This window comes from Rhizobium sp. L51/94, assembly GCF_019355555.1.
Classification (GTDB): Bacteria; Pseudomonadota; Alphaproteobacteria; order Rhizobiales; family Rhizobiaceae; genus Rhizobium; species Rhizobium rhododendri.
Window position 1 is genome coordinate 800,001 of record NZ_CP072141.1, and the last position, 19,685, is coordinate 819,685.

Consider the following 19,685-nt stretch of genomic DNA (forward strand, 5'->3'; position numbering starts at 1 on the left):
CTCCAGTGCGCGGTAGACCTGAAGCGGTGCCCGGAAGCCGTCGTCACGAAGGCGTTCAAGGATCGTATAGGCGCTGACGGGCTCGTGTGACTTTTCGAGGATGCCGAGCACCAGCGCCTGATTCTTCGTGAGCTTTTCCGGTACGGTCAAATTCTCGTCGCCAATGTTGTTTCTAGCATCCGGTTGTCGCTTGTATCCCTGGATCTACATCAACGAAGCTCCGGGCTCAATCAAGGTGTGGTCGGCGCGACCGGAAATCAATGCCGGACGGTCGACGGTAGCGCCGCAGTTGGCGCTACCGTCGATAGACTATTTCTTCTCCAGTGCGGATGCAATCTGGTTAACGTTATAACGGAACATCTTTACATAAGTGGATGCAGGGCCCTTTTTGTCGGACAGGGCCTCGACATAAAGCTCGCCGCCCGGCTGTGCCTTGGTCGCGGATGCGACCTGCTTGACGAGCTTCGGATCGTTGGAGTTCTCAAAGAAGTAGACCTTGACGTTCTCGGCCTTGATCTGGTCGATGAGTTTGGCGACATCGGCAGCCGATGCCTCGGTCTCTGTCGAAAAGCCGATCGGTGCCAGGAACTTGACCTTGTATTCCCGGCCGAAGTAACCGAATGCGTCGTGGCTTGTGAGAATCTTGCGCTTGTCGTCGGGCACCGGATCAAGCTTTTCATGGGCATAGGCATCGAGAGACTTCAACTGCTTGCGATAGCTCTCTGCGTTCTGCTTGAAGGTCGCAGCGTCTTCCGGATCGGCAGCAGCCAGGGCTTTTTCGATATTATCCACCCAGACCATGACGTTGACCGGGCTGTTCCAGACATGCGGGTCGGTGACGGTCTTGCCGTCTTCTTCCATCGTCCGGGTGTTGATCCCCTCGGAAACGACGATCGGCTTGCCCTTATAGCCGGACGCTGTGATCAGTCGGTCCATCCATCCTTCCAGACCGTCGCCGCTGACGAAGACCAGATCGGCCGCCTTCAGGTTGCGGGCGTCGTCCGGGGATGGTTCGAACTCGTGCGGGTCGCCGTTCGGGCCAACCAGCGTCTTGACCTCGACATTCTTGCCGCCGACCTCGTGGACGACGTCGGCAAGGACCGTGAAGCTTGCAACGACATCCAGCGTCTTTGCCGAAGCCGTTGAGGCCATGGCCGTCAACGCCATCAGCGCTGTGCTGGCGTATGCGATAGTGCGAAGATATGTCACGCTTTCACTCCTGTGTTGGCATCATCAGATGCGGCTCGGAAACAGGCGCCGGACGGCGCCCGAGGGGCAGAACAACAGCGACAGGCAATAGAGGGAGGCGGCGACCAGGATGATCGTCGGTCCCGATGCCAGGCCGAAGTGGAAGGAGACGATCAGTCCGACCAGTCCCGAAAGCGCGGCAACGCATGCCGAAATAGTGAGCATCACCGGCAGGGTTTTCGCCCAGAGCTGTGCGATCGAGGCGGGCAGCATCATCAGGCCGACGGCCATCAGCGTGCCCAGCGCCTGAAAGCCGGCGACGAGATTGAGGACGACAAGAAACAGGAACAACACGTGGTAAAACGACCCGTGGCCACGCACCGAGCGTAGGAAACCGGGATCGAAGCACTCGGCCACCAGCGGTCGGTAGACGATCGCAAGCACGAGGGCTGTGAATGTTGCGATGCCGCCGACGAAGTAGAGAGCAGTGGCATCGATTGCGAGGATAGTACCGAACAGCACATGCAGCAGATCGATGTTCGAGCCGCGGAGCGAAACGATCAATACGCCAAGGGCCAGCGATGTGAGGTAGAAGCTGGCAAAACTGGCATCTTCCTTGAGGACCGTGGTGCGGCTGACCAGTCCCGACAGAAGCGCGACAACGAGGCCTGCAACGATGCCGCCGAGACCCATGGCCGGCAGTGACAGGCCACCGGCAATGAGGAAGCCGATGGCCGCTCCTGGCAGGACGGCGTGGCTCATGGCGTCGCCGACGAGACTCATGCGGCGCAGCATCAACAGGACGCCGACCGGCCCGGAGCCTAGCCCGAGGGCGACGCAGGCAATCAGCGCGCGGCGCATGAAACCGTATTCGACAAAGGGATGGACAAGGGCTTCGTAGAGCATCACAGGGCTACCGGCTCCGGCTGTTCTATGGCGGCGTTTTCAGCCATGGCGCGCGCCTTCTGCAGGTTTCCAGTCGTCATGGTGCTTTCGGTCGGCCCCCAGCTTACGGCCTCGCGGGCCATCAGCAGCGTTTGCGGGAAATGGCTGCGGACCTGCTCGAAATCGTGAAGCACCGCGATGATGGTGCGACCGTCATCGTTCCACTGGTGGATGATCTGCAGCAGGTCACGCGTGGTAGCGGCATCGATGGCGGTGAACGGCTCGTCGAGCACGATCACCTTGGCATCCTGCAGCAGCAATCGCGCAAACAGGACGCGCTGGAACTGGCCGGCAGACAGCGAACCGATATGCTGCCGCTCGAAACCGCCAAGACCGACCGCTTCGAGCGCTGCCCGTCCACGCTCGGCAGTCTCACGCGAAATGCCGCGGAAAGCGCCGCTGTGGTTCCAGGCACCAAGCATGACGGTATCCGCGACGCTCAGGGGAAAATGCCGATCGATCTCGGCCGCCTGCGGCAGGTAACCGAAATCCTTCGGTCGCAGGGCATCGAGATGGATGGCGCCCGACTTGAGCTTGAGGTCGCCCATCAGGCCTTTCAGAAGCGTCGATTTCCCGGCCCCGTTCGGGCCCGCGATGGCGGTCAGGCTTCCCTCTTCGAAGGTCCCGGAGATATTCTTGACCGCCAGGTTCTTTGCATAGGCAATCGAAACGTTTTCAAGGCGGATACGCTGCATCGTCATGGGAGGCTTACCGCCCATCCTATGGCCAGCCAGAGCATGGCAAGCAAAATCGCCACGACTAGCAGCCGAACGACGGAAGAGCGGCCCATCAGCGACCGGCGAAAGGGATCTGAGTTTGGTGACATCGCGATATCCACTAGCATCGATGGTTTGTTATAACATATCATTTTTTCTGTCGACTATAATTTTGGCATCCGAACCGTTTAGCGTGAGCATGCCCGCAAGGTGCGCGTCAGCATTTCATTTCCAGCCGCGTTGCGACGAGCTGCGAGAAGTTAGTGCCCATTGGGTCGTTGAAAAACAGGCTGGTCAGGGTCGCCTGGTTCTGCGCGATGATCTCGTCCGGGTTTGGCCGTACGACCTTGCGGCTGCAGTGGGAAAAGCCGGCGCCCGATGTCGCCATGTCGTTGTCGTTGGCGAAATCGACTGCGGTATAAAGTGTCTGGTCGTAGATCCCGAAGATAGCCGTGCCCACCAGCTTGGTCTTGGTTACGGGCTTTAGAGAAAAGGTCAGTATCAGCGCGCCGTCCTTGTAGTCCGCCTGTATGGACTCCGGCTTGGCCATCGGGACTGCTTTGCCGTTAACGGTGACGTTGGTGTAGTATTTGTATTGCTCGAGCGAGTTTCGCACCGTCTTGCCGACGGCCAGCAACTCTGATTTGTCGAGCGTGTTGTTTTCGTTCTTGTCGAAGTCCAGAAGCACCGAAGACGAGAAGACATCGTCGAATTTCCAGACGTTGCGAAGCTCAGTCAGTGTTCCGTCCGCCGAGGCGACGGCCTCGAACCTGGCGTCGATAAAGATATGCGGATGGGCAAAGGCTTGGGCGGGTACGCATGCGGCAAATGCTGCCATCAAGATCGTCAAGCGGACCACGAGGTCTCTCCGGGCTGACAGGATAGCGAATGACCATCGCCGTCTTTTCAATGTTGCGATTTCGACGCGACCGTTGAGCGTTTCAACACTGCAATGGTGGCGACAAGGAGACGACATGGCCTCCCACGCGAAAAGCATTCTGTGCGACTAAGCAGGTCAGAGAGGGCATGTTCTGCGTCAAGCTCCTCCCAGCACGCGGGAAATTGCCCTTCCGCCGAATTTTCGTTTTCGCGCGCCGTCGGGATTTTCGAGTTCCGGCACGAAAATCTTGGCGACGGTTACCGGCATTTCCGGGCTGGATAGAGTAACGGCAACGGCTCTCCCTATCCCCGCCCGCCTCAGACCGTCGAGTGACCTGGAAAGCAAAACTGCCGGACCACCCGATACCGCTATAGCTTCGATTGGCCGCAAGGCAGGGTCGATCGCAAAGCACTCCAGCGTTTCAACCGGCAGGGGCTGGGTAAAGCAACCGGGATCGATATCGTCGCGGGCGCCGCTGATAAACGTCAAGCGCGATTGCGCGGCTTCGGTAATGGCCCTGATTGCAGCGCGGATCGGATCTGGGTGTGCGCCACTGCCATGGCTGACATCGCGATAAAGCGGCTGGCGTCGCATCGTGATGTCTGCCGGGCCCAAAAGGGCCGAGTAGCAGGGAATTCCGATGTCGCTGGTGATATCGAACATGACGAGTTTCAGCCCGGCTTCGGTGATCTGCCTCTCAAGGCCGGCAATGACGGGGTCGCGGAAGGCGCTGGCGGCGATGCAGCGTCCATGGCGACGCTCGCGGCTTGTCACTTGCCATAAAACATAGGCATCGCGTTCGATCCTTTCCAGCAATCCATGCAGCATGGCTTCATCACCGGTGTTGCCGGAGGCAAGGCCGTCCGATGACTGCCAGAACCGGCCCGACTTGGTTCGGTCGAGCACTGCCGCTTCGTAAGGGACATAGGTTGGCTCTCCTGACAGAAGATCGACGCCGGCGATCCATTCTACCGGCTCATCCGGCGCAATGTCGGCTTGTCCGGTGGCAACAAGACCGTCGAGCCGATCAGCCAACGCGCCAGCAGCCGTGAGCGAATTCCAGCTTCCCACGGATTTCTTAACGTCCGGCATACCGGCGATGGCTCGCTCCAATGCTTCCATGGCAGCCGAGACCTTGGCATCAATATCCGTGATGCCCTTGCCCTGGTTGATGACAATCGAGCGGGCATTGGGTGAGACTGCATTCCAGACGGGAATGCCGATGTTGTCCAGGCCGGTCAGCCTGGAAAGCCGGGTGATGCCGTAGCGCAGCAGCAGCGGCGCAATTCTGCGCAGCGTTTCCTCAGGCGCGCAGCTGCGGTCGGAATAGAGCGATTGCAGGCTTTCGATGTCAAGTGAGCTCGATACCAAGGCAACTCCCGTCAGGTCAGCAGGGCTGCGCCCAGAGGCTGCATGGCAGACATTATCGAAAGTTGATGCTACCAGACACCGTCGTGCAATGCGCTGGCTTCCTCGCAAAGGAGAGGCCCGACGACCACAACTTTCCGCTGGCCGGCCGCAAAGACGGTGCGGCAAGGGAGATCAAGCGTTGGGTTTTCCGGATGGTTTCCGGTGATATCCTTCAGCTGACTTTCGCTGAGGCCATAGACGACACGGCCGACGCCGGCCCAATAGGCTGCACCGGAACACATGGCGCAGGGCTCGGCGGAGGTATACATCGTGCAGTCTGCCAGAAACTGGGGCCGGTAGGCCTGCGACGCCCGTGTCATCAGAACGCGCTCGGCATGGCCGGTCATGTCCTGCGTCGGATTAAAGGCGTTCTCCTGTTCCAACAGCACCGTGCCATCAGGCCCGGCGAGGATTGCCCCGAACGGATGGTTTCCATTGCTCCGGGCCCGGCTTGCAACCGCAAAGGCATGCCGCAGCAGGCGCTCGTCATTGGCTGCCCAGAAGGCTTGGTCTGTCATGCAATATTCCTTCACGAACGATGAAGATACTTTCGGTGATCGTCCGCTGGCTGACAAGAACCCATTTTCGATGCTATCGTGCGAATAAACGCAACGCTCCTGAAGGGGATATCCGCATGCAGCTTATCTCCCAGGCCGCGTTGCTGCTGGACGCCGTGGCGCGTGCAGGCTCTTTTAGACGGGCCGCCGAACGTCTCAACCTTTCTGCATCGGCGATCAACCGGCAGATCCTCCGGCTCGAGGAAGACATTGGACTTCCACTGTTCGAGCGGCTGCCGCGAGGAATCCGGCCAACGGCTGCAGGCGAGCGCTTGCTGGCCGACATCCGGCGATGGCGGCGGGAACAGGAGCGTGCGGAGGGACAATTGCGTGACCTCAAGGGCCAGCGTCGCGGCTCCATCACGATCGGGGCAATGGAGTGCTTCGGCAATACACTTCTTCCGGACGTGATCAAGAAGCTCCACAGCGTCAATCCGCTTATTGAAGTCAGCGTACTGATCGGCGGCACAGACGAACTGCTGCGCAAGCTCAATCTCAAGGAACTCGATTTCGCGCTGCTGTTCAATCCGCCGCACAGGATAGCGTCGGATGCCGTTCGGCTGCTAAATGCACGTCCCGGGCTGGTCATGGCGGCAAACCATCCGCTTGCGCTGTCTCAAAGCCTCCGATTGGCTGACTGCTTGCAGTATGGCTTTGTCTTGCCAGACCAGTCTCTTGGCATCCGCGAATTCATCGACAAGGCTTTCGTCGACCTTGGGGTCGAGTTTGCCGGCATGGTCAGCACCAACTCGATCGCCCTTATCAAGTCTATGGTCAAGCTGGGGCAAACCATGGCTGTGCTGAGCATTTTCGATGTCTACGGAGAGCTGGTGCGCGGAGAGCTGGCTTTCGCCACTATCGAGGACCGCAACATCGAAGACGAGATTCTCGCCATCTGTGCTCCGATCAATCGACCAACCTCGGCAGCGGCCCAGATGATGATCGATCTGGTCGACGAAAGCCTGCGTTCTATCCGCCAGCCCAGTCGGGCGGGCTCGCAGATCTGAGCGTTGCGTTTTTTCGCACGGTGCATGCGCAAATCAATTCTTGTTCAGCACGTATACCGGTGAAATTCTCTTGCTCGCAAGAGTATCCATCGCATCGGAAACACGCGTGCCGCTGAACTTCAGAACTTTGCCCAAGGCAGAGATCCACATTCATCTTGAAGGCTGTTTTGACACGGCGACGATTGTCAGTCTGGCCGCTGAAAACAACGTGCCTCTACCGCGTCCCGAGGCCGAACTGCTTAAGTTCGACGGCCTCTCCGACTTTCTAGACTTTCTCGATTTCATCTGTGGCCTTTGCCGTACGCAGGAGCAGCTGGCGAGGGCGGCCTACGCCTTTTGCGAGCGAATGCGGGATGCAGGCACCGGATATGCCGATGTCATTGTCAATCCGACCCACTGGAGTGCGTGGCAGGGAAACCTCGGTGGCATGATCCACGGGCTTGACGCGGGCTTTGCTGCTGCTGAAGCGGATGGCCTGCCGCCCGTCGGCCTCTGCATCAGCCTGCTGCGCCAGCAGAGTGCGGCGGAGGCTATCGAAGTGGTCGAGGAACTGGGCCGCTTGCGCCACCCACGGGTCGTAGCGCTTTCGGTCGATGGCAACGAGGCTGCGGCGGGCAGGACCGGCGAGAAATTTGCCGAAGCTTTCCGGCTCGCCGGCAGGATCGGCCTGAAGCGCACAGCGCATGCGGGTGAATCCAGCGGCCCTGATGGCGTCAGGGATGCCATTTTCCTGCTGGAAGCCGACCGTATCGACCACGGGGTTCGCGCTATCGAAGATGCGGAACTGATGACGATCCTCGTCGACCGCCAGATCGCGCTGGGCGTATGCCCCACGTCGAACTTGACACTGGGGCTCTATCCCAACCTTGGCGCCCACCCGCTGGAACGGCTGCGCAAGGCCGGCGTCCCCGTCTCTGTCAACACCGACGATCCCGCATTGCTGGCGACAGATCTTCCGGATGAGATAGCTGGCTGTGCGGCGGCCTACGGCTGGGACAAGGAAACCTGCCGGGCCGTGGCTGCAACCTCCATCAATGCTTCCTTCGCCAATACCGACATAAAGGCCCGCCTGCTGAAGGATCTCAGCGCATGGTAGCGCGCGGCGCGGTATTCGGCTTCCTGCTGGCATTTAGCTGCGGACAGGCGCAGGCGGCCGAACTCGATCTTGCCGCATGGGCAAGGGCGCTGCCGCAGCATTTTACATTGTCGGGCGTAAAGAACGAGCCGACCTATCTCGCCGCCATCGATATCGCCCGCGCAGGTAATATTTTCACCATCCGGGGTGGAGCGCCCGCGTGGATGGAGCGTTCTGTGGAGGTGGTCAGTGTCTCTGACGATGGGGTCGTAACTCATGCCATCTGCCCGGTCGGCATGGATTGCCGTCAAGTGAGCCGGCCAGCTGGCTTCCTCTCCGGCGCGGCACTGCTGTCGGCATCGAGACGCGGCCTGCTGCACGGCACCGCCATGCCAGAGGCCTACGGAGCATTTGAGGTCGTCTGCATTCCGGGCGAGCAACTGTCGATCAAGGATCCGATCCTCGATCCCTGCTTCGAAATCCGAAGCGGTGCGGCGATTGCCGAGAAACATCGCACCAGTCACCGTTTCGACGGTCCGTCTCTCGATCCAGTCTCTTTGCGCATCCAGATCACGTCCTCCGAGCCTGCAGCCTCACGATCCTCCCTCCTCCCAAAGGATAACGCTTCATGATTTCCCTTCGCACTCTCGGCCTCGCCGCAGCCCTGACTGTCTCCGGGCTTTTTGCCTCCACCGCCTTTGCTGATCCGCTGAAAGTCGTGTTGCTGGTTCCGGGCCATGCCAATGATGGCTCGTTCAACCAGGTGGCGCGCGAGGCGGCTGAGAAGCTGCAGAAGAGCGGCGACATCAAGTTCGAGTTGCGTGAAGCGATGGCCGATCCGAGCCAGTCCGAGCCGGTGATCCGTCAATACGCCGCGAAGGGCTACGACCTCATCATCGGCCACGGCATCGAGCTCTCCGAGCCGATCCTGAAGATAGCCAAGGATTACCCGAAGGTGCATTTTGCCGCCTCTGGAGGTCCCGATCTCGCCGATCGCCTTTTGCCGAATGCCGATGGCTGGACTTACGACTTCGGCCAGCAGGGTTATCTCGGAGGCTTCATTGCCGGCAAGATGGCCGGCGTCGAGACCGTCGGAATGGTCGGCGGACCGGAGCTCGCTTTCGTCAAGGCGTCGCATAACGGCTTCAAGCAGGGACTGAAGGAAGGTAATCCGGCTGCAAAGACGATCGAAACCTACACTGGCTCGTTCGACGATGCGCAGAAGGCCGCCGAGGTCACCCGCGGCATGATCGCCCAAGGCGCAAAGCTCGTCTGGACGTCCGGCGACGGGATCGGCAATGGCGTGGCTGCCGCCGCCGTGCAGGACGGGGCCGTGACCATCGGCGTCACCGGCGAAGCCGGCGGAAATGCCGCCAAGGTCAATGTCGCCAGCATCGTGCTCGATATGTACCCGACCTACAAGACCTATGTCGACGACATCAAGGCAGGCACTTTCGGAAAGAAATTCCTGGTTTCCGGCATCGCCAACAAGGGTCTGGTCATGACGAAGATCAATGCCGTCGGCGAAAAGCTGCCGGATGACCTCAACAAGCAGGTAGACGCGCTTGTTGCCGATCTTGCCTCCGGCAAGGTGAAGCTGCCGAACTTCTTCCAGTAGGAACGATGCGTTTGACCTCTGCCCCGATCATAGCCAACGCCGTCACCAAGCGCTTCGGCGCGCTGACGGCGCTCGACCAGGCCTCGATCACGCTCCGGCGTGGCGAGGTTTCGGCTATTGTTGGCGAAAACGGGGCAGGCAAATCTACCCTTGCCAAGATCATCGCGGGCATCCTTCCGGCAGACCAGGCAGCTATCATCAGCAATGGTGTGCCGGTTGCCACATGGTCGCGGCGGGAGGCGGTCGGTGCGGGCATTGCGTTCGTGCCGCAGAACCTGTCTTTCATTCCGACATTGACGATCGTTGAAAACCATCTGCTGGCCGAAAAGGGCTGGCGTCTGCAGCGAAAGTCGGCCGCTTACGCGCTTGGGCGTGCAGCCGAGGAAATGGGCGTCTCGCTCAATCTCACTGTCTCGGTCGAGTCATTGAGCCTTGCCGAGCGGCAGATGGGAGAGATCGTCTCTGCCGTTGCCGGCGGGGCAAAGATACTGTTGCTCGACGAGCCGACATCTTCTCTCGGTCCCGTGGAGGTCAGGCAACTCATTGCCACCATCCGTCGTCTCTGTTCAGGTGGAACGACGATTGGCCTGGTGACCCACCGGATCTCGGAGGTGATGGAAGGCGCCGACCATATCACCGTGCTGCGCGCCGGAAGGGTCGTTCTCGACGGCGTCACCGCAGGGCTGAATTCCGATGCGATCGCCCGACTGATGGTAGGCGATCGAGATCGTCGTCCTCCGGCACGTAGGCCTGTGACATCGGACTGGAAGCGCCTTGAAGTCTCGGGTCTCGGCGTCAGGGGAGAGAGCCAGCCTATCCTGACCGAGCTCTCTTTTTCAGTGCGCCAGGGTGAAGTCCTGGCGGTTGCCGGCGTCTCGGGGGCAATGCAGCCGGCATTGGCGCAATGCCTTGCCGGGTTGCGAAAACCCGATGCCGGGACAATCCGCCTCGATGGCACGGACACCACCGGCGATGCCGCGCGTGCTGCGGCATCTGGGCTTGCCTACATTCCGGAAGACCGTCTGGAAGGCGTTGCGCCCGATCTGGCGAATTCTGAAAATGCCAGTCTGTTCCGCCTCGGGCAGCCCGGCTTCCGCCGCTTTGCGATGCGCAACCGCGCTGCCGAGCGTGCGCTTGGTGAGGCCATTATTGCGGATTTCAACGTCCAGCCGCCCAATCCGGATCTCGCATCGGGAGGGCTGTCTGGCGGCAATCTGCAGAAATTGCTGGTTGGACGCGAACTCGAGTGCAAGCCGGGCATCATCATCGCCCACGGCCCGACGCAGGGGCTCGATCTTGCCGCCGCCGCGTCGATCCGGACGGCAATCGTCAAGGCCGCAGCCGAAGGTGCCGCTGTCGTCGTGATTTCGGCCGATCTCGATGAGCTTCTGGAAATGGGCCATCGCATGATCGTGCTTGCCAATGGCCGCGTCACCGCCGAATTCGATCTCGACACTCAGGTGGACATGACTGCGCTCGGGCAGGCGATGATCGATAATAAAACTCTGGAGACCGCCCTATGAGTGATGTGAAGATCGATTTTCCGGCGACCGGAGCTGGCCTTGCCCCGACTGTTGCCGAGCTGATGAGGATGCGCCTTGTCGCCGCCGGCAAGGAAAGGCCGGACATGATTATTCGGGGCGGCAAGGTGCTGGCGCTGCATATTGGCGAAGTCATGGAGCGCGACGTCGTCATTTCCGGCCGTCACATCGCCGCTGTGACGCCGGTCGGCTATTTCGACGCCGACGAGATCGTTGATGCATCAGGGTATTTCGTCGCGCCGACCTTTATCGATACGCATCTGCACATAGAGTATACCAAGTTGGTGCCGGGCGAGCTGGCCCGCCTGTCGGTGCCGCGTGGCACGACGCTGGTCCTGGCCGATGCCAATTGTATTGCCAATGTGCTGGGCGAGGAAGGCCTCGACTTCATGGGCGAGACCAGCACGCCGCTGCGGATCCTCCGCCAAGTCTCCCACAAGGTGCCGCAGGCGCCCGATCTCGAGCTTGGTGGCGCTCATCTGACGACGGAGCAGATCGCCGCCCGCGTCCAGCGTCCGGATGCGGCAACGCTCGGCGAATCCAATCCGTTCAATCTCGATGAGAGTTCCGCGCGGAAGGCCGTTGCAGCGATTACCGCCGGCAAGCGCATCACCGGCCATACGGCACTGCTGGAAAACGAGCCCCTGTGGAGCTATCTCGCCGGCGGCGTCAGCGACGACCACAACGCCCATATGACCAAGGATGTCGTCGAGCGCCTGCGCCTCGGCACCATGCTGACCGTCATGGCCGGCAGCATGAACGACAACGTTCCCCACGTCTTCGCCGATATCCCGGCCCTGAAGGACGGGCTCTTCCACATTTCGTTCTGCGCCGACGACAAGCTGGTCGAGGACCTCGATCGTGAGGGACATATCGACCATCACGTTCGCCAGGCGATTGCCTGCGGCGTCGAGCCGCTGAAGGCGTGGCGCATGGCCACCCTGTCTGCCGCTTCCTATTACCGCCTCGATCACCTGCTGGGGTCGATCACGCCCAGTCGCCTCGCCGATATCCAACTCGTCGCCGATCTCGCCGAAGCACGGCCTCATCTCGTGATCGTCGGCGGCAAGATCGTGGCTCGCGACGGTCAGCCGCTTTTCGAAAATACCGACCCGGTGCCGGCTTTCACGCGCAACACTGTCTACCTGCATCCGGATATCGATGCCCAATCCTTTGCGACGGAAGCAAAGGGCGACAAGGCCTGGGTGCAGGCCATGGAAATGTACGACGGCTACTTCAAGCGTGCCTTTCACGCGGAGCTTGATGTGATCGACGGCATCGTCCAGTGCGATGTCGAGCGGGATATCCTGAAAGTCGCCATTGTCGACCGCCACCACGCCACCGAGACGGTCGGCGTCGGTTTCGTCAAGGGGTTTGGCCTCAAGCGGGGCGCGATTGCCGCCACTACCAATTGCGAAAACCAGAATCTCGTGATTGTAGGCACCTCCGACGAGGAGATGGAGCTGGCGACACGCGCCATCGAGCGGATCGGCGGCGGCTACGTAACAGTTGCCGAGGGCCAGGTCCTGGCCAGCGTGCCGCTGGCGGTGGCCGGCTGCATGAGCGACCAGCCGTGGGAGAAGGTACGGGACCAGTCACTCGCCTGCGACGCGGCAACGCGCACCATCGGCTGCACGATGCAGGCCCCGTTCCTGATCATGTCGTTTATCGGTCTTGTCGGCGTTCCAGATCTGGGGCTGACCGAGCGCGGCCTGGTCGAAACGAAAACGCAGACGTTCACAGATCTGGTCCTGGGTCTCGAGGGCGGCATGGTATGCTGCCGTTGCCCAAGCCATGCTCACGAGGTTCACAGGATGATGGATGCCGTCGGCTTCCAGGCTGTGGAGGTCTGAGGCGCCGTATGCAAAAAGCACCCACAAATCTCCCGCCGCTGCTCGGCGCCGCCTTTCCGCCAAACGGCATCGCGGCGGAATACATCTCCGACCTTCTTACCCTGCAGACGGTGCTGGACGACGAGATCGCACCCTTGGCTGCCGAAACCGACCGGGTAGGTCGGTACCCGACAAAATCCATCGCAGCCTTGAAACGTTCGGGATTTTTGAAATCCGTCGTCCCCGTCGCTTTCGGGGGACGCGCCATGCCCCATCGCGTCTCCATGGAGGCGCAGTTGCGTATCGCCATCGCCGATTCCGCAGTCGCCCAAATCTACAAGGTGCATGACGAGATCGTCCGCGAAATCCTGACCTATTGCCCGGCGGATCTGAAGCCACGCCTGTCACGCGCCATCGTCGAGGATAACGCCATCATCGGGCTTGCCGTGGCGGAGGCCGGCCGCAAGGTCGACGACCCCATGACAACGACGGCAACGCCAGCGACCGACGGCGGATTTATCGTTCACGGACGCAAGATATACACGACTGGCGCGGCTGGAGCCGACTACATCGCAACCTGGGCCTACAATGCGGCAGCTCCGGGCGTTGCCGCCAATCCTCTGGCCGGCATGCAGCTCAACCTGATCCCGCCAACGGCTCCGGGCATTACCATCCACCGCGATTGGGATGCCCTCGGCCAGCGCGGCACCGATTCGGGCACGATCACCTTCGACAACGTCAAGACTGACCCTCTTTGGAACGCTACCATTCCCGGCCTGTTTTCGCCTCCCCACGCATCGCTTCGCTATCAGGTCGGCTTTGCAGCCATCATGATCGGAGTTGGGATTGCCGCCTTGCGCGAGGCGGCGGGCTTTGTGGCCTCAAGCAGTCGCCCGTGGCCATCGGCCGGCGTCGACAATGCTGCCGACGATCCGCACACGCGCAAGATCATGGGCGAATTGACTGCAGGCCTCTCTGCAGCCTACGCACTTATGCTGATGGCGGCCGATCTGCTAGATGCCTTCGAGCGCGGGGAGGTCAGCCGGACGGAACTTGCCATCCCGGTCTATGCGGCAAAGGCCGCCGCCAACAAGGCGGCACTCGAGGCAACATCAGAAATCTTCACGCTGATGGGGACGCGTGCCGCAGGCCGCAAAAATGGTTTCGATCGCCATTGGCGCAATGCCCGCATCCTGTCCCTGCACGACCCGGTATCCTGGAAATATGCCGAGATCGGGCGCCACGTGCTGACCGGATGGGAACCCGATCCGGGCCTTTACCAATGATCTCGCAACTGCTGAAACCGACAACGCTTCAAAAGAGGGCGATCCTTGCTATCGTGCTGGTCGCGGTTGCCCTGGCGCTGTTGATTGCGCTCGCCGGTGCCAATCCGCTCGATGCGATCGCGGCCCTCTTCAGTGGGGCTTTCGGCGAACCCTATGTCCTTGCCGAAACGCTGGTGACGGCGACGCCGCTTGCCATCGTCGCCCTCGGCGTCATGCCGGCGCTCCGATCCGGCTTGTTCACCATCGGCTCGCAGGGCCAACTGGTGGCAGGCGCGGCACTCTCCACGGCGGTCATCCAAGCCAATGCCGGTGCAAGTGCGCCCGTGCTTTTGATCCTGGGCTGCCTGTCCGGCATGGCTGGAGGTTTGCTTTTTGCCCTGTTGCCCGCTCTCTTGCGCGCCTACATGCACGTCAACGAAATCCTGTCGACACTGCTGTTGAATTACATTGCAGGCTATGGGCTTGTCTGGGTGCTGAAAGGGCCGTTGCGTTCATCGATGCAGACCGCGACACCGCGCAGCGATGCGTTGCCGGACAATGCGCTGATCGGGACTCTTGTCGATGGCACGCGGCTGCACCTCGGCGTTTTGGCCGTTCTGGTTCTGGCGGTCGCCCTGTGGTTCTGGACCCGAACGCGTTCCGGCCTTGTCTATTCCCTCTTCGCCAGCCGACCACACCTCGCCGCGCGCCTCGGCCTATCGCCGGCAAGGGCCGTGGTCAGGCCGATGCTGTTTTCGGGCGCTGCCGCCGGGCTTGCCGGCTGGATCCAGGTGGCGGGCGTCGCCCACACACTGTATCCAAGCGTCGATGGCGGGCTCGGATTTTCCGGTATTCTCGTGGCCGTCCTTGGTGGCCTCAATCCACTCGGCATCGTCGTTGCGGCAATCCTCTTCGGCGCTTTATCGACGGGCGCGCAGGGCATGCAGATTGGCACGTCGGTGCCGGCGGCGATTGCCATCGTCGCCCAAGGTTTTGTCCTGCTGGCCGTGACCCTCGCAGTTGGTAAAAATGTCCGTACAGCGAGCGCAGCGCCACCCATGGAAAAGAAACCGGCGTCCGAAGCCGCAGGAGCCAATCCATGAGCTGGTCCGATCTGGTCTTCTGGCAAATCGTCCTTGGCGGCACCCTTCGGCTGGCGACGCCGATCTTCCTCGCGGCGCTCGGCGAGATGATTACTGAACGAAGCGGCACGATCAATCTTGGCATCGATGGCATCATGACTGCCGGCGCCTTCAGCGCGGTGGTCTGCGCCAGTATCGCCGGCTGGCAGGGCGGGCTGCTGGGAGCCGTTATTACGGGCACCCTCTACGGGTCGGTGATCGCCTTGTCCGTGGTCAAAGGTGGGGCCAACCAGATCATCACCGGGATCGCGATTTCGCTGATAGGCTCCGGGCTCACTTCATTTCTGTTCCAGCTTTGGCAGCCTTCAGGCCAGAGCATGATGTTCGTGCCGCTGGCGCCCAATATCACCATACCTTTCCTCAGCGACCTGCCCTTTATCGGCCCCATCCTGTTCAAGCAGAACCTCATAACCTACGCTGCACTGGTCCTTCTCATAGCTGCCATATGGCTGATGAATTTCACGCGCGTCGGCCTCGTCCTGCGAGCTGTCGGCGACGGGGCGGCTGCTTCCGCTGTTCGCGGCATCGATACCGATCGCGTGCGAATGGTTGCCATCATCGTCGGTGCCGCCCTCATGGGGCTCGGTGGCGCAGCGATCACCATCGGCTTTCTCGGCTCTTTCAACGATGGCCTCACCAACGGCCGAGGCTATGTCGCCCTGGCAGTCGTGATCATCGGCCGCTGGTCGCCAGTTGGCGCCGTTCTCGGTGCATTCCTGTTTGCCTTCTTCGATAGCCTTGGCCTCAGGGCCCAGAGCGGTATGGGTTTCCTGCCGAACGAGGTCTTTTCGATCCTGCCATACGCGATGACGCTTCTGGTGCTGATTTTCACGGCCCGCTCGAAGATTGCCCCGCGCGAACTCGGTAGATAATTGGCAGCCTCTGGTGCCGGTCAGAAAACCCAGGTGCTACCTCGCCGGGAGAGTCGTGGCTTTCGCACATCGGGCGTCGATCAAAAATGTGTTAGATCGGCTTGGCGTGAGGGTGCGGCCTTTGAAAATGGGATTTCTTCGGTATAGGAATTGATCGCAAGCGATGCAGGACCGAGGACGATGAAAAGATGACATTTGCGCCCGAGACTGCCGCGACCGAGATGGACCGAAAAGCCCATGGCTTGATCTATACGACGATCTCCAGCCTGCTGTGGCCGTCCTTTTTCATCGGCGGTCTGATCGGCTCCTATTTCGCCTTCAAGACCTCGGTTCCGCTGTTATGGTTCAACGTCGTTTATCTGACGGTCGTTATTCTCATCAGTCTTTCCGAACGCTTGATGCCCTACGAGCAGACCTGGCTGCGTCGGGACGGCGAGACTTTCAACGATTTCGCCCATACGCTGCTCAACAAGGGTGGCGTCCAGATCGTTGCAGCCATCGGCACCTCCTTTCCAATGGCCGTCGCCACCGTCGCCCAGCCTTTGTTCAGTCCGCCGACGTTTCTCTGGCCCCATAATGCACCATTGTTTCTGCAGGTTATTCTCGGGCTGATCGTCGCCGAATTCGGCCTCTACATCGCCCACCGGGTTGCCCACGAAAACCTGTCGCTCTGGCGTTTCCACGCGCTGCACCACAGCGTCGAGCGCCTCTGGGTCATCAACACCGGCCGTTTTCACTTCATCGATTCACTGCTGAAAATCGCGCTCAGCCAGATCCCGCTCTACCTGCTCGGCGCGCCGCTGCCTGTCTTCCTGTGGATCGGTGCGGTCACCGCCTTTGTCGGGCTGCTGACCCATTGCAACATCGATGTCAGAACCGGTCCGCTCGACTGGATACTCAGCACGCCGCGCCTTCACCGCTGGCACCATTCCAGGCTGCTCGCCGAAGGCAACACGAATTACGGCGAAAACCTTGTTCTCTGGGACCAGATCTTCGGCACCTACTATAATCCGCCCCGCCCGTCGTCCGTTGATATCGGCATCAGTGGCAAGGTCGCCAAGGGATTTCGTGCCCAACTCGCCCAGCCCTTTTCCGCCAAGGGACGCCGGCAGATCATCGGCAAGGCGCCGAAGCCCACCGACGTGGTTCCGCCCGTTCTGCAAAGCGACTTTGCCCGGCTGGCAAGAAGGCTGCGACTGATCGGCCGCAAATGAATGGCTGACCCGCAAGATGCGGGTGACGCATTTCTGAATTGTTTTAGATCTGATGCCCTCTAAATAGGCATATTGGGGTCCAGATTACAGCGGCTCTACATTTTATGCATATCAGCCCCGCATATGGCAGTCTTTCCCTTGGCCTAGGGTGGACGCTACTGTCGGCCTTAATCTTGATAGAAGTCCGGGGCGCGAACTTATGGCTTATACGATGACGGCCGGCGGCCAGCGCTTTCGGTTCGACGGTCTGAAGGATGTCCTGGCCGTGGCCTCGCCTGCTCGATCTGGTGATGCTCTTGCGGGGATCGCGGCTCAGTCGGATGTCCAGCGCTTCGCTGCCAAGATGTGCCTCGCCGACCTGCCGCTCCCCATCTTCCTGAACGAGGCCGTCATTCCTTATGAGAATGACGAGATCACGCGGCTGATTATCGACAGCCATGATGCCGATGCCTTTCGACCGATCGCCAGCCTAACGGTGGGCGATTTCAGAAACTGGCTCCTGTCCGAACAGGCGACACCGGCAGCCTTGAAGGCCATCGCGCCTGCCGTGACACCGGAGATGGCAGCGGCAGTCTCGAAGCTGATGCGCAATCAGGATCTGATTCTCGCCGCCAAGAAATGCAACACGCCGACGGCCTTCCGCAATACGCTGGGACTTCCCGGCAGGATGGCAGTGCGCCTGCAGCCCAATCACCCGACAGATGACCTCAAAGGCATCCTCGCCTCGACCATCGACGGGCTCCTCTACGGCTGTGGCGATGCCGTGATCGGTATCAATCCCGCCAGCGACAATCCCGCAGTCCTCTCCGGCATCCTGCGGATGCTCGACGAGTTGATCGAGCGCTTCTCGATCCCGACGCAGACCTGCGTCCTGACGCATGTGACCTCTTCGATAGAGATGATCAATGCCGGCGCGCCGGTCGACCTGATCTTCCAGTCGGTGGCCGGTAGCCAGAAGGCCAACAGCTCGTTCGGCATAGATCTTAAAGTGCTGCAGGAGGGACTGGACGCCGGGCGATCCCTGAACCGAGGCACTGTCGGCAACAATTGCATGTACTTTGAGACCGGCCAGGGGTCGGCTTTGTCTGCGGATGCCCATTTCGGCGTCGACCAGCAGACGATGGAGGCCCGCGCCTATGCCGTCTGCCGGCAGTTCGAGCCACTTCTGGTCAACACGGTGGTCGGTTTTATCGGCCCGGAATATCTCTACAACGGAAAGCAGATCATTCGCGCGGGGCTGGAAGATCATTTCTGCGGCAAGTTGATGGGCCTGCCGATCGGTGCCGACATCTGCTACACCAACCACGCAGATGCCGACCAGGACGACATGGACACGCTGCTGACCCTGCTGGCGACGGCCGGCGTAAATTTCGTCATCGGTGTTCCCGGTGCCGACGATATCATGTTGAACTATCAGTCGACGTCGTTTCACGATCAGCTTTATGTACGCGAACTTCTGGGCCTCAAACGGGCTCCTGAATTCGAGTCATGGCTGCAAAGCAGCGGTATCAGCGATGCCGATGGCCGGCTTCTGTCGCAAAGCGCTTCGAACAACGCGTTGATGTCGCTTGCCGAAGATACGATGATGGGAGCGGCAGCATGAGCAATGGTGACATCCCGGCCGGACGTCGCGCCTCGCTTGCCAACATCGATGGTTGGGCCGGGCTGAAGAGCCACACCACCGCCCGCATAGCGCTCGGCCGCGCCGGCGCGTCGTTGCCGACATCGGAAGTTCTGAATTTCGGTCTGGCCCATGCACAGGCAAAGGACGCGGTGCATCTGGCATTCGACGCCGATGCCGTAGCGGCCATTGTCAAGTCGATGGGGCTCGAGCCGTTGCTCGTGGAAAGTGCTGCGCCCAGCCGCGAAAGTTATCTGCGGCGGCCGCACCTCGGACGGCGGCTTGCAGACGAGAGTCGGGCCATCCTTTTCGCCGATCGGCAAGAAGGCGCGGATATCGGCATCGTCATCGGCGATGGTTTGTCAGCCACTGCCATCCACCGCAATGTCGAACCTTTGCTGAGGGCATTGTCGCCGATATTGCGCGTCAAACAGCTGACGGTCTCGCCGGTTGCCATCGCGCGCAATGCCCGCGTTGCTCTTGGCGACGAGGTCGGGGTGGCGCTCGGTGTCCGCTGCGTGCTGATGCTGATCGGCGAGCGGCCTGGCTTGTCGTCTCCCGACAGCATCGGCGCCTATCTGACCTTCGATCCGCGCGTCGGAAAGAGCGATGCCGACCGCAACTGCGTCTCTAACATCCGGCCCGGCGGTCTGTCTTTCGGGGAAGCGGCCCACAAGCTGGTCTGGTTGATCGAGGAAGCTTTCCGCATGCAGGCGACAGGGGTACAATTGAAAGACAACAGTCCGACATTTGTTCTGCTGGGATAGGCCGCGTACCCCTACGGAGTGTGTGAACGACGCTG

General features: G+C 60.7%; 19 protein-coding genes (1 of these 19 only partly in view). 12 read left to right on the forward strand and 7 right to left on the reverse strand.

Features of this window, described 5'->3' with window-relative positions; genetic code table 11:
- From J5274_RS03835 to J5274_RS03865, 7 genes are all read right to left on the reverse strand, one after another.
- Positions 1-150, reverse strand: the beginning of a protein-coding gene (locus tag J5274_RS03835; protein ID WP_142829937.1) for a Fur family transcriptional regulator. Its footprint begins 279 nt before the window's first position; the window shows 150 of its 429 coding nt (coding positions 1-150); its start codon is at positions 148-150; the stop codon falls past the left edge of the window.
- A 159-nt stretch (positions 151-309) separates the two neighbouring features.
- A complete protein-coding gene (locus J5274_RS03840; RefSeq protein WP_142830238.1) occupies positions 310-1,167 on the reverse strand; it encodes a metal ABC transporter substrate-binding protein in 858 nt (285 codons plus the stop codon).
- 66 nt (positions 1,168-1,233) lie between these two features.
- Positions 1,234-2,094: a metal ABC transporter permease gene (locus J5274_RS03845; protein WP_202617166.1), complete on the reverse strand. Its 861-nt coding sequence runs from the start codon at positions 2,092-2,094 to the stop codon at positions 1,234-1,236.
- Complete coding sequence (locus J5274_RS03850; protein WP_142829941.1) at positions 2,094-2,834, reverse strand: metal ABC transporter ATP-binding protein; 741 nt, start codon at positions 2,832-2,834, stop codon at positions 2,094-2,096. The genes J5274_RS03845 and J5274_RS03850 overlap by 1 nt, the downstream gene beginning before the upstream one ends.
- Positions 2,835-3,066: 232 nt before the next feature.
- The gene (locus J5274_RS03855) at positions 3,067-3,708 is read right to left on the reverse strand and encodes a DUF1007 family protein (protein ID WP_142829943.1); all 642 of its coding nucleotides are present in this window, start codon (positions 3,706-3,708) and stop codon (positions 3,067-3,069) included.
- 177 nt (positions 3,709-3,885) lie between these two features.
- Positions 3,886-5,100: a YcaO-like family protein gene (locus J5274_RS03860; protein WP_224128610.1), complete on the reverse strand. Its 1,215-nt coding sequence runs from the start codon at positions 5,098-5,100 to the stop codon at positions 3,886-3,888.
- A 68-nt stretch (positions 5,101-5,168) separates the two neighbouring features.
- Entirely contained in the window at positions 5,169-5,657 is a 489-nt protein-coding gene (locus tag J5274_RS03865) for a nucleoside deaminase (protein ID WP_142829945.1), read from the reverse strand.
- 116 nt (positions 5,658-5,773) lie between these two features.
- Between J5274_RS03865 and J5274_RS03870 the strand changes: the two genes are divergently transcribed.
- The 12 genes from J5274_RS03870 (at position 5,774) to eutC (ending at position 19,650) form a co-directional block, all read left to right on the forward strand.
- Complete coding sequence (locus tag J5274_RS03870) at positions 5,774-6,703, forward strand: LysR family transcriptional regulator (RefSeq protein ID WP_161990959.1); 930 nt, start codon at positions 5,774-5,776, stop codon at positions 6,701-6,703.
- Between the two features lie 106 nt (positions 6,704-6,809).
- Entirely contained in the window at positions 6,810-7,799 is a 990-nt protein-coding gene (add, locus tag J5274_RS03875; RefSeq protein ID WP_224128612.1) for an adenosine deaminase, read from the forward strand.
- Positions 7,793-8,410, forward strand: coding sequence for a hypothetical protein (locus J5274_RS03880; RefSeq protein WP_142829949.1), 618 nt, complete (start codon positions 7,793-7,795; stop codon positions 8,408-8,410). Before add ends, J5274_RS03880 begins: the two co-directional genes overlap by 7 nt.
- A complete protein-coding gene (locus J5274_RS03885; protein ID WP_209182261.1) occupies positions 8,407-9,396 on the forward strand; it encodes a BMP family protein in 990 nt (329 codons plus the stop codon). The genes J5274_RS03880 and J5274_RS03885 overlap by 4 nt, the downstream gene beginning before the upstream one ends.
- A gap of 11 nt (positions 9,397-9,407) precedes the next feature.
- Positions 9,408-10,919 (forward strand): sugar ABC transporter ATP-binding protein, encoded by a 1,512-nt coding sequence (locus tag J5274_RS03890; protein WP_161991066.1) that lies wholly within the window; start codon positions 9,408-9,410, stop codon positions 10,917-10,919.
- Positions 10,916-12,790 (forward strand): adenine deaminase, encoded by a 1,875-nt coding sequence (locus J5274_RS03895; RefSeq protein ID WP_142829957.1) that lies wholly within the window; start codon positions 10,916-10,918, stop codon positions 12,788-12,790. The genes J5274_RS03890 and J5274_RS03895 overlap by 4 nt, the downstream gene beginning before the upstream one ends.
- Before the next feature lie 8 nt (positions 12,791-12,798).
- Entirely contained in the window at positions 12,799-14,055 is a 1,257-nt protein-coding gene (locus J5274_RS03900; protein WP_142829959.1) for an acyl-CoA dehydrogenase family protein, read from the forward strand.
- Complete coding sequence (locus J5274_RS03905) at positions 14,052-15,137, forward strand: ABC transporter permease (protein ID WP_161990962.1); 1,086 nt, start codon at positions 14,052-14,054, stop codon at positions 15,135-15,137. The genes J5274_RS03900 and J5274_RS03905 overlap by 4 nt, the downstream gene beginning before the upstream one ends.
- Positions 15,134-16,048: an ABC transporter permease gene (locus J5274_RS03910; protein ID WP_142829963.1), complete on the forward strand. Its 915-nt coding sequence runs from the start codon at positions 15,134-15,136 to the stop codon at positions 16,046-16,048. The genes J5274_RS03905 and J5274_RS03910 overlap by 4 nt, the downstream gene beginning before the upstream one ends.
- 221 nt (positions 16,049-16,269) lie before the next feature.
- The gene (locus tag J5274_RS03915; protein ID WP_111215833.1) at positions 16,270-17,262 is read left to right on the forward strand and encodes a sterol desaturase family protein; all 993 of its coding nucleotides are present in this window, start codon (positions 16,270-16,272) and stop codon (positions 17,260-17,262) included.
- 199 nt (positions 17,263-17,461) lie between these two features.
- Positions 17,462-18,865 carry an ethanolamine ammonia-lyase subunit EutB gene (locus J5274_RS03920; protein WP_142829965.1) on the forward strand — a complete coding sequence of 468 codons (1,404 nt, stop codon included), beginning with the start codon at positions 17,462-17,464 and terminating at the stop codon, positions 18,863-18,865.
- Positions 18,862-19,650 (forward strand): ethanolamine ammonia-lyase subunit EutC, encoded by a 789-nt coding sequence (gene eutC, locus J5274_RS03925; protein WP_142829967.1) that lies wholly within the window; start codon positions 18,862-18,864, stop codon positions 19,648-19,650. The genes J5274_RS03920 and eutC overlap by 4 nt, the downstream gene beginning before the upstream one ends.
- The last annotated feature ends 35 nt before the right edge of the window (positions 19,651-19,685 follow it).